This is a genomic window from Comamonas sp. GCA5 (assembly GCF_036541385.1).
GTDB classification, from domain to species: domain Bacteria; phylum Pseudomonadota; class Gammaproteobacteria; order Burkholderiales; family Burkholderiaceae_C; genus Comamonas; species Comamonas aquatica.
Window position 1 is genome coordinate 1 of sequence record NZ_JAZHFR010000117.1, and the last position, 7,814, is coordinate 7,814.

General features: G+C 63.2%; 10 protein-coding genes and 2 pseudogenes. 2 read left to right on the forward strand and 10 right to left on the reverse strand.

The window, feature by feature from the left end:
• The 3 genes and pseudogenes from SJH88_RS17660 to SJH88_RS17670 form a co-directional block, all read right to left on the reverse strand.
• Positions 1-433, reverse strand: a pseudogene (locus SJH88_RS17660) (Hpt domain-containing protein); the annotation flags it as partial.
• 42 nt (positions 434-475) lie between these two features.
• Positions 476-838: a response regulator gene (locus SJH88_RS17665; protein WP_042413506.1), complete on the reverse strand. Its 363-nt coding sequence runs from the start codon at positions 836-838 to the stop codon at positions 476-478.
• A 53-nt stretch (positions 839-891) separates the two neighbouring features.
• Complete coding sequence (locus SJH88_RS17670) at positions 892-1,338, reverse strand: hypothetical protein (protein WP_274755237.1); 447 nt, start codon at positions 1,336-1,338, stop codon at positions 892-894.
• Between the two features lie 103 nt (positions 1,339-1,441).
• Here SJH88_RS17670 and SJH88_RS17675 point away from each other — a divergent pair, with 103 nt between their 5' ends.
• Positions 1,442-2,530, forward strand: a complete 1,089-nt coding sequence (locus tag SJH88_RS17675) for a hybrid sensor histidine kinase/response regulator (RefSeq protein WP_274755238.1) — start codon at positions 1,442-1,444, stop codon at positions 2,528-2,530.
• A gap of 38 nt (positions 2,531-2,568) precedes the next feature.
• The gene (locus SJH88_RS17680) at positions 2,569-3,198 is read left to right on the forward strand and encodes a response regulator (RefSeq protein ID WP_042413517.1); all 630 of its coding nucleotides are present in this window, start codon (positions 2,569-2,571) and stop codon (positions 3,196-3,198) included.
• Between the two features lie 92 nt (positions 3,199-3,290).
• Here the strand turns inward: SJH88_RS17680 and fliR are convergent, their stop codons facing one another.
• From fliR to SJH88_RS17715, 7 genes and pseudogenes are all read right to left on the reverse strand, one after another.
• Entirely contained in the window at positions 3,291-4,061 is a 771-nt protein-coding gene (gene fliR, locus SJH88_RS17685; protein WP_274755239.1) for a flagellar biosynthetic protein FliR, read from the reverse strand.
• A 20-nt stretch (positions 4,062-4,081) separates the two neighbouring features.
• The gene (gene fliQ / locus SJH88_RS17690) at positions 4,082-4,351 is read right to left on the reverse strand and encodes a flagellar biosynthesis protein FliQ (protein ID WP_154163992.1); all 270 of its coding nucleotides are present in this window, start codon (positions 4,349-4,351) and stop codon (positions 4,082-4,084) included.
• Positions 4,352-4,369: 18 nt separating this feature from the next.
• Entirely contained in the window at positions 4,370-5,149 is a 780-nt protein-coding gene (fliP, locus tag SJH88_RS17695) for a flagellar type III secretion system pore protein FliP (RefSeq protein ID WP_042413810.1), read from the reverse strand.
• Between the two features lie 8 nt (positions 5,150-5,157).
• Positions 5,158-5,517, reverse strand: coding sequence for a FliO/MopB family protein (locus SJH88_RS17700; RefSeq protein ID WP_245620889.1), 360 nt, complete (start codon positions 5,515-5,517; stop codon positions 5,158-5,160).
• A pseudogene (gene fliN, locus SJH88_RS17705) lies at positions 5,510-5,957 on the reverse strand (flagellar motor switch protein FliN). The gene SJH88_RS17700 and the pseudogene fliN overlap by 8 nt, the downstream one beginning before the upstream one ends.
• Complete coding sequence (gene fliM, locus SJH88_RS17710) at positions 5,947-6,951, reverse strand: flagellar motor switch protein FliM (protein WP_042413532.1); 1,005 nt, start codon at positions 6,949-6,951, stop codon at positions 5,947-5,949. The pseudogene fliN and the gene fliM overlap by 11 nt, the downstream one beginning before the upstream one ends.
• A 17-nt stretch (positions 6,952-6,968) precedes the next feature.
• Complete coding sequence (locus SJH88_RS17715) at positions 6,969-7,526, reverse strand: flagellar basal body-associated FliL family protein (protein ID WP_042413535.1); 558 nt, start codon at positions 7,524-7,526, stop codon at positions 6,969-6,971.
• Between the last annotated feature and the right edge of the window lie 288 nt (positions 7,527-7,814).

The following is a 7,814-nucleotide window of genomic DNA, read 5'->3' on the forward strand; positions in this document are numbered from 1 at the left end:
GGCCGCGGCGCCATCGCCGGCGGCCAGCCGCGTGATGCGCTGCACCAGATCGGCGGTGGACATGGCCTCGCCCTCGCCGCCCGCCTGGTCGGCGCGCCAGCAGGCTGCGCGAGGCATCCGCCGACTCCAGCAGCACATCCACCATCTCTGGCACCGGGGTGATTTCATGGCGGCGCAGACGGTCCAGCAGCGACTCCATCTTGTGCGTCAGCTCGGCCACGTCGGTGAAACCGAAGGTCGCCGATCCCCCCTTGATCGAGTGGGCACAACGGAAAATGCCGTTGAGCTCTTCGTCATTGGCTGCATCCAGGTCCAGATTCAGCAGCATCTGCTCCATCTGGTCGAGGTTCTCCCCCGCCTCTTCGAAGAAGATTTGGTAGAACTGGGTCAGATCGAAATCCGTCTCTGATCCGTCGTTGTGTGTATCCGCCATTTGGGTTCCTATCTTTTTCTCAGCTTCCGCACGAACTCGTCTTTAGCGAATCACCTTCTGTATCACTTCGATCAAGCGATTGGGGTCGAATGGCTTGACCAGCCAGCCGGTCGCACCGGCGGCCTTGCCTGCTTGCTTCATCTGGTCGCTGGACTCCGTGGTCAGGATCAGGATGGGCGTGTTCTTGAATCGTGGATGCTCGCGCAGGCGCTTGGTCAGGCCGATGCCGTCCAGGCGCGGCATGTTCTGGTCCGCCAGGATCAGGTCCACATGCTGCGCTTCCGCCTTCTCCAGGGCGTCCATGCCGTCCACCGCCTCCACCACCTTGTAGCCAGCCCCTGTCAATGTGAAGGAGACCATTTTTCGCATGGATGGTGAATCATCAACGGCTAGGATCGAGTGCATGTAAGGCTCCAACGGAGTTTTAAGATGTGAATGGATCAGACTTGGGGGATGGGTCAAAACAGCTCTATTGAACCAGCATCCATCTCGCTTTGGGTCACAGGATTGGGCCGCTCAGGTTGCATCGCCACCACGGGGGCCTCCAACTCCTCATCCTCGCGCCCCATGGTCTCGGCAGCAAGGCGGAAAGCGCAGCCCTGTAGCACCTGGGTGGTGTGCACGATCAGCTGGGACGCCATGTCGTGAAACTGCAGCTCGGTGACGGCATTGCGCAGCGCCGCGCGCGCGGCCATCACGGTGGGGGAGTCGTCTGCCGCATTGTCCGACAGTAGGACGTTGGCCTCGCCAAATCGCGCAAGCAAATTGGACGTGGCATGATTGAGCAACCCTTCCAGGCGATGCAGGTCACGCATGACGACCAGCAGCGAATCCTGTAATTCGGCAGCAACCATGACAGGCACCTGCACAGCAGGTTCTGCAGACGGTTTTTGCGGTGGTTGCATCGTTTCTCCAAGATGGGTGAACCTCTAGCATGCTGGCCCAACATGCGTTTGCCTGTGGCACGAAGGATTCAACCCCCCGAAAGTTTGTTCCAAGATGTATCCAATGATAGCGCCCATCGGGGAACCTGATCCAACGGATAAGCCCCTGCTTTTCCTCCACCTCGAGGATTCAGCAGCGGATCAGCGGTTGGCACAGATCACCTTGCAACGCGCAGGATTGGCCTGCCATATGGTGTGTGTCGACACATTGGCGGATTTCTTGACCCAGTTGCAAGCACAAACTTACGATTTGGTGCTGGCGGACTATTACCTGCCCGGCTTCACGGCCATGGATGCCTGGGCCGCCGCGCGCCATCTGCCACAGTGCCCGCCGTTTGTGCTGCTGTCCGGCGCGATCGGGGAAACCGCCGCTGTCGCAGCGATACGCCAGGGGATTGCCGACTACCTGCTCAAGGATGACATGGCGCGCCTGCCGCACGTGCTGTCGCGCGCCCTGGAGGTGCATGAAGCGCGCCGCGCCAAGGAACAGGCAATGCGGGACCTGGAACGTTCCGAGCGTCAGCTGGCCGAGCTGACCGAGCACCTGCAGCAATCGATCGAGCAGGAGCGCGCGGCCATCGCCCGGGAGATCCATGACGACATCGGCGGTTCTTTGACTTCCGTCAAATTCGACCTGGCCTGGATTGACCGAAATGCGACAGAGCCCCAGGTGCGCAACCATGCCCAGGCGGCGCTGGAGATGCTGCAGCACGCCCTGGGCGCCAGCCAGCGCATCATGATGAACCTGCGCCCCCCGGTGCTGGACCAGGGGCTGGTGGCCGCCGTGCAATGGCTGGCCGAGAACTTCGAGCGCCGCACCGGCGTGCCCACGCGCGTGGATGCGCCGGCGTCCATCGAGGTGACGCAGGAGATCCAGGTCGTGGCCTATCGCACCGCGCAAGAGGCGCTGACCAATGTCGGCAAATACGCCCAGGCCAGCGCCGTGCACCTGGAGCTGTCGAATGCCGAGGGCTTTCTGACCCTGGAAGTGCGCGACAACGGCTGTGGCATCGCGGCCGGGCAGCGCGAAAAACCCAAGGCCTTCGGCCTGCGCGGACTGGCCGAGCGTGCGCGCACGGTGGGCGGGTGGCTGGATGTGAGCAGCCAGGTCGGCCGTGGCACCAGCATCATCGTCTCCATCCCGCTCCCGTAAGATGGGCCCACTTTCATGACAACCGCAGAGGGACAACAGTGATTCAGGTGGTGATTTGCGACGATCACGCGGTCTTGCGCCGCGGCATCCGCGACACGCTGGCCGAAGCCACGGACATTCGGGTCATCGGCGAAGCCGCCGGCTACACCGAGTTGCGCGACACCTTGCGCCAGGCGGCCTGCCAGGTGTTGCTGCTGGACATCAACATGCCGGGGCGCAACGGGCTGGAAGTGCTGGCCAGCGTGCGAGAGAGCTACCCCGAGATCAAGGTGTTGATGGTGTCCATGTACCCGGAGGACCAGTATGCGCTGCGCTGCCTGAAGGCCGGCGCCCACGGCTATGCCAACAAGGCCGGCGATCCGCTGGAGCTGGTGCGCGCCGTGCGCACCGTGCACCAGGGGCGCAAGTACCTGACCCCGGAGGTGGCGCAGATGCTGGCGGACAGCCTGGCCCAGCCCACGCCCGAGGTGCCGCACGAGGCCTTGTCCGAGCGCGAGATGCAGACCCTGCAGAAGATTGCCAGCGGCAAACGGCTGACGGACATTGCCGAGGAGCTGATGCTCAGCCCCAAGACGGTCAGCGTCTACCGCGCCCGGGTGCTGGAAAAGCTACAACTGAGCAACAACGCCGAGCTGACGGTCTATGCCATCCGCAACAGCCTTGTATAAACGATAGCTTGAAGCGCTCAAATTTAAAGGACTTCAGATAGCAAATACCTTGAACCCCTTTAAATTCGAACGCTAACCGCTCTTCTTTTTAACTAAAGAAAACCGCCCCCGAACACCGACAGGGCGCGCTCGATGAGCTGCAGGAAGGGCTGCTCCATCATCGGCAAGGTGGCCGTGATGCCCAGCATGCCCACCGTCAGGGTGATCGGAAAGCCGATGGCAAACACGTTCATCTGCGGGGCGATGCGCGCGATCACGCCCATGGTCAGGTTGACGAACAGCAGCAGCGCCATCATCGGCAGGGCGATCCACAGCGCGCTTTCGAACACGGCGCTGCCCAGCTCATGCAGGCGCATCTGCGCCACGGCCTGCAGGAACGATCCGTCGACGGGGAACACGTCGAAGCTCTTGATCACCGCCACCAGCACGAACAGGTGGCCGTTCACCACGATGAAGAACAGGGTGAAGATCTGTACCAGAAAGCGCGAGACCGCGCTGAGCTGTGCATTGCTGGCCGGGTCGAAGAAGGAGGCAAAGCTCAGACCCATCTGCAGGCCGATGGCCTCGCCGGCCACCTCCATGGCGGCGATCACCAGGCGCGCGGCCAGGCCGATGGCCAGACCAATGCCCACCTGCTGGATCACGCAGGTCAGCGCCTGGGGCGAATTGACCGCCACCATGGGCTGATCGAGCACCGCCTGGGCGCACACGGCCACCAGGAAAGCCAGGCCCACCTTGACGCGCACCGGGATGGCCTTCTGCGAGAACACGGGCGCGGCCGTGAACATGGCCAGCGTGCGCAGAAACGGCCAGATGACGGGCGACAGCCACGCCATCAGCTGCTCTTCAGAAATTCCAATCACCGCCGTGCCCCGGTCACGCCTCAGCCCAGCGCACTGGGAATGTTCTCGATGGTGCGACGGATGAAGTCCACCACCGTGCTCAGCATCCACGGCCCGGCGATCGCAAACACCAGCACCGCAGCCACCAGCTTGGGCACGAAGGACAAGGTGTTTTCATTGATCTGCGTGACCGCCTGGAAAATGCTGACCACCAGGCCCACAGCCAGCACGGTCAGCAACACGGGCAGCGAAATCATCAGCAGCAGCGTGAGCGCCTCGCGCCCGAACGTCAGCACCATTTGGGGGGTCATGGCACAAGCCTTTCAGGTCTAGATGGCAAAGCTGGACGCCAGCGAGCCGATCAGCAGGTTCCAGCCGTCGGCCAGCACGAACAGCATGATTTTGAACGGCAGCGCCACCAGCACCGGCGACAGCATCATCATGCCCAGCGACATCAGGATGGACGACACCACCATATCGATGATCAGGAACGGGATGAAGATCATGAAGCCGATCTGGAACGCGGTCTTGAGTTCGCTGATCACAAACGCCGGCACCACCACGCGGAACGGCGCCTGTTCGATCTGGGTGCCGGGCTCCAGCTTGGCCAGGCGCGCGAACAGGGCGTAATCGGTCTGGCGGGTCTGGCGCACCATGAACTCGCGCATCGGGACTTCGGCCTTTTGCACCGCTTCCTCGAACTGCATCTTGTTGGTGCTGTACGGCAGGTAGGCCTCCTGGTAGACGCGGTCCAGGGTCGGCCCCATGACAAACAGCGTCAGGAACAGCGACAGGCCGATGATCACCTGGTTGGGCGGCGCCGATTGCGTGCCCAGCGCCTGGCGCAGCAGGCTCAGCACGATCACGATGCGCGTGAAGCCCGTCATCATCAGCAGGATGGCCGGCAGGAAGGACAGTGCCGTGAAGAACAGCAGGGTCTGGATCGGCACGGAAAAGCTGTTGCCGCCACTGCCGCTGCCCACCAGGAGGGGCAGGCTGGGGGCCGCTGCTGACTGCGCCCATACGGTGGCCGGCATCCAGCAAAAAGCCGCCAAAGCGGCGGCCAAAGCACCCCAGGACGCCCGGGGAACGGGAAAGCTGAATCGCATGCGCTCTCTCATGGTTGCGGGGTTGGCTCGTCTTTGTGCAGCTGGGCCATGGTGACGGCAAAGTCCGGCGGCGCGGCCACCGGCTGGGCACCGGCCGGCTGACCGAGCACGTGCAGGCAATGGATGTTGTGGGCCGTCACGCCCAGGACCAGGCAGGTCTTCGTGCTGCCCTGCCCGACTTCCACCGTGACCACCCGCTGGTTGGGGCCCACCGCCACCGAAGCCAGCACCTGCGCGCTGACGCCCGAGGCGGCGTGCCGGCCCTGCTGGCGTTGTTGCCAGCGCTTGAGCAGCCAGGGCAAGGCTGCCAGGGCGCCGATCATCAACAGCAGCGCCAGCAGCGAGGAGGTCAGGCTGGCGTTATCCACGGCTGACGCGGCGCAGACGCTCGGACGGGGTGACCACGTCGGTCAGGCGGATACCGAACTTGTCGTTCACCACCACCACCTCGCCCTGGGCGATCAGGTAGCCGTTGACCAGCACGTCCATGGGTTCGCCGGCCAGTGCGTCCAGTTCCACCACCGAGCCCTGGGCCAGTTGCAGGATGTACTTGATCGGCACCTTGGTGCGGCCCAGCTCCACGGACAGCTGGACGGGGATGTCCAGCACCATGTTGATGTCGTTGACCGGCACTTCCGTGCCCGTATGCCCGCCGTTGTAGGCCGGCGTGCCCGACAGCGGGCCGCCTTGCTCGGCGTCCAGCGCCGCGTGGGCATCGTCGGTCTGCTTTTGCTCTTCCAGGCTCGGCCCAATCCGAGAAGGGATCATCCCCCGGGACGCTGCCGTTGTTGTTCTGGTCAGTTGCCATTCTTCTCTCCGGTCCAGTTCGATTCCCCACTGCGCAAACATTGCTCAATGCGGATTGCATATTTGTTGTTGTGCGTCCCGTATTGGCACTCAAAGATCGGCACGCCGCCGATTGAGGCACGGATACGCGGCTGACGATCCAGCTCGATGAAATCACCCGGCTTCATGGCCAGCAGTTGCTCCACCGTGGCATCGGCCCGGGCCAACTCGGCCACCAGGGTCACGTCCGCCGACTGAATTTCGCGCGTCAGCACCTTGACCCAGCGGCGGTCCACTTCCATGGAGTCGCCCTGGGTGGACGAATACAGGATGTCGCGGATGGGCTCCATGGTTGCATAGGGCATGCAGATATGGATGGAGCCCGAAACGTCGCCGATTTCCAGCTGGAAGGCGGTCGACACCACGATTTCGCTGGGGGTGGCGATGTTGGCAAACTGCGGCTGCATTTCCGAGCGCTGGTAGGCCAGCTCCAGCGGATAGATGCCGTGCCAGGCCTTTTTGTACTCTTCGCTGATCACATCGACCAGGCGGTTGATGACGCGCTGCTCGGTGGCCGAGAAGTCGCGGCCCTCGATGCGGGTCTGCAGGCGCCCCGCCCCACCATACAGCGTGTCGATGATGCCGAACACCAGCGAAGGCTCGCACACGATCAGGCCGTTGCCGCGCAGCGGCCGGATGGCCACAATGTTGAAATTGGTCGGCACCGCCAGGCGGCGCAGGAAGGCGCTATAGCGCTGCACACTGACCGTACCCACCGAGACTTCGGGGCTGCGGCGGATGAAGTTGAACAGGCCGATGCGGAAATTGCGGGCAAAGCGCTCGTTGACGATTTCCATGGTGGGCATGCGCCCACGCACGATGCGCTCCTGGCTGGAAATGTCGTAGTTGCGGACCGAACCTTCATCCACCTCCTCGGAGTCGGATTTCTGGCGCTCGCCCGTTACCCCCTCCAGCAGGGCATCAACTTCTTCCTGCGAGAGAAAAGAATCACTCATGCCAAACTTCCTTGCGCTTACTGGATGATGAAGCTGGAGAACAGCACACGGCGCACCGGGCTGCTGCGGCGGGCGGCGGGCCGCGCCTCGTCCTCATCGCCCTGGGCCTGTGCGGCTTGGGGACGTGCCGCGTTCATCCCCAGTGGGCGGGTGACCTCGCGCAGAATGTCAGAGGCCAGCTTTTCCTTGCCTTCGCGTTGCAGCAGTTCATCCGCTGTCCGTTGGGACACCAGCATCAGGATGCCGTTGCGGATGCTGGGCATGTACTGCTTGACCGTGGTGGCGGTGGCCTCGTCCTGCAGCTCCAGCGTGATGCCGACCTGCGCAAAACGGTCGCCACCGGGGTCGGCCAGGTTCACCACCATGTTCTCCAGGGGCAGGAACGTGGGTACCACGGTCGCGGCGCTCTTGGCGGGTGCCTCTTCACCATAGGGGTCACTGTGCTGTGAGCGGTTCATGACAAAGAGTGCCACTGCTGCGACGGCCACGACAAGCAAGGCGACGATGGCGCCGATGATGATCAGTTTCTTGCTCTTGGCGGGTGCCGGAGCGGCGGCAGGATTGGTTGCGGCCACGTTGTGGTTCCTTGATGGAGATAATGAATTCGCTCACCCTTGCCGGGGACAGTCCCCGGGAACGGTGCACGCGCAATCTGCGCGCAACGGGTTAATTATTTCGGAGAAACCGGAAATCATAGCCAGAATAAAAGGCTCAAACAGCCGCCAAACAAATCGGCCACCCGCCGCAGCGGGCGTACGCCGCCCTCAGGCATAGACGTCCAGGCCCTGGCTGCGCGGGCGCTGCGCGCCGCTGACCCCGGCCTCGGGCACTGCCACCTGGGCATGGCGTGCGGCCCCTTGCGG

Coding starts and splice junctions, on each gene's coding strand:
- SJH88_RS17670 (WP_274755237.1), bottom strand. CDS start 1,338: ATGCAACCACCGCAAAAACCGTCTGCAGAACCTGCTGTGCAGGTGCCT.
- SJH88_RS17665 (WP_042413506.1), bottom strand. CDS start 838: ATGCACTCGATCCTAGCCGTTGATGATTCACCATCCATGCGAAAAATG.
- fliP (WP_042413810.1), bottom strand. CDS start 5,149: ATGCGATTCAGCTTTCCCGTTCCCCGGGCGTCCTGGGGTGCTTTGGCC.
- SJH88_RS17675 (WP_274755238.1), top strand. CDS start 1,442: ATGATAGCGCCCATCGGGGAACCTGATCCAACGGATAAGCCCCTGCTT.
- fliM (WP_042413532.1), bottom strand. CDS start 6,951: ATGAGTGATTCTTTTCTCTCGCAGGAAGAAGTTGATGCCCTGCTGGAG.
- fliQ (WP_154163992.1), bottom strand. CDS start 4,351: ATGACCCCCCAAATGGTGCTGACGTTCGGGCGCGAGGCGCTCACGCTG.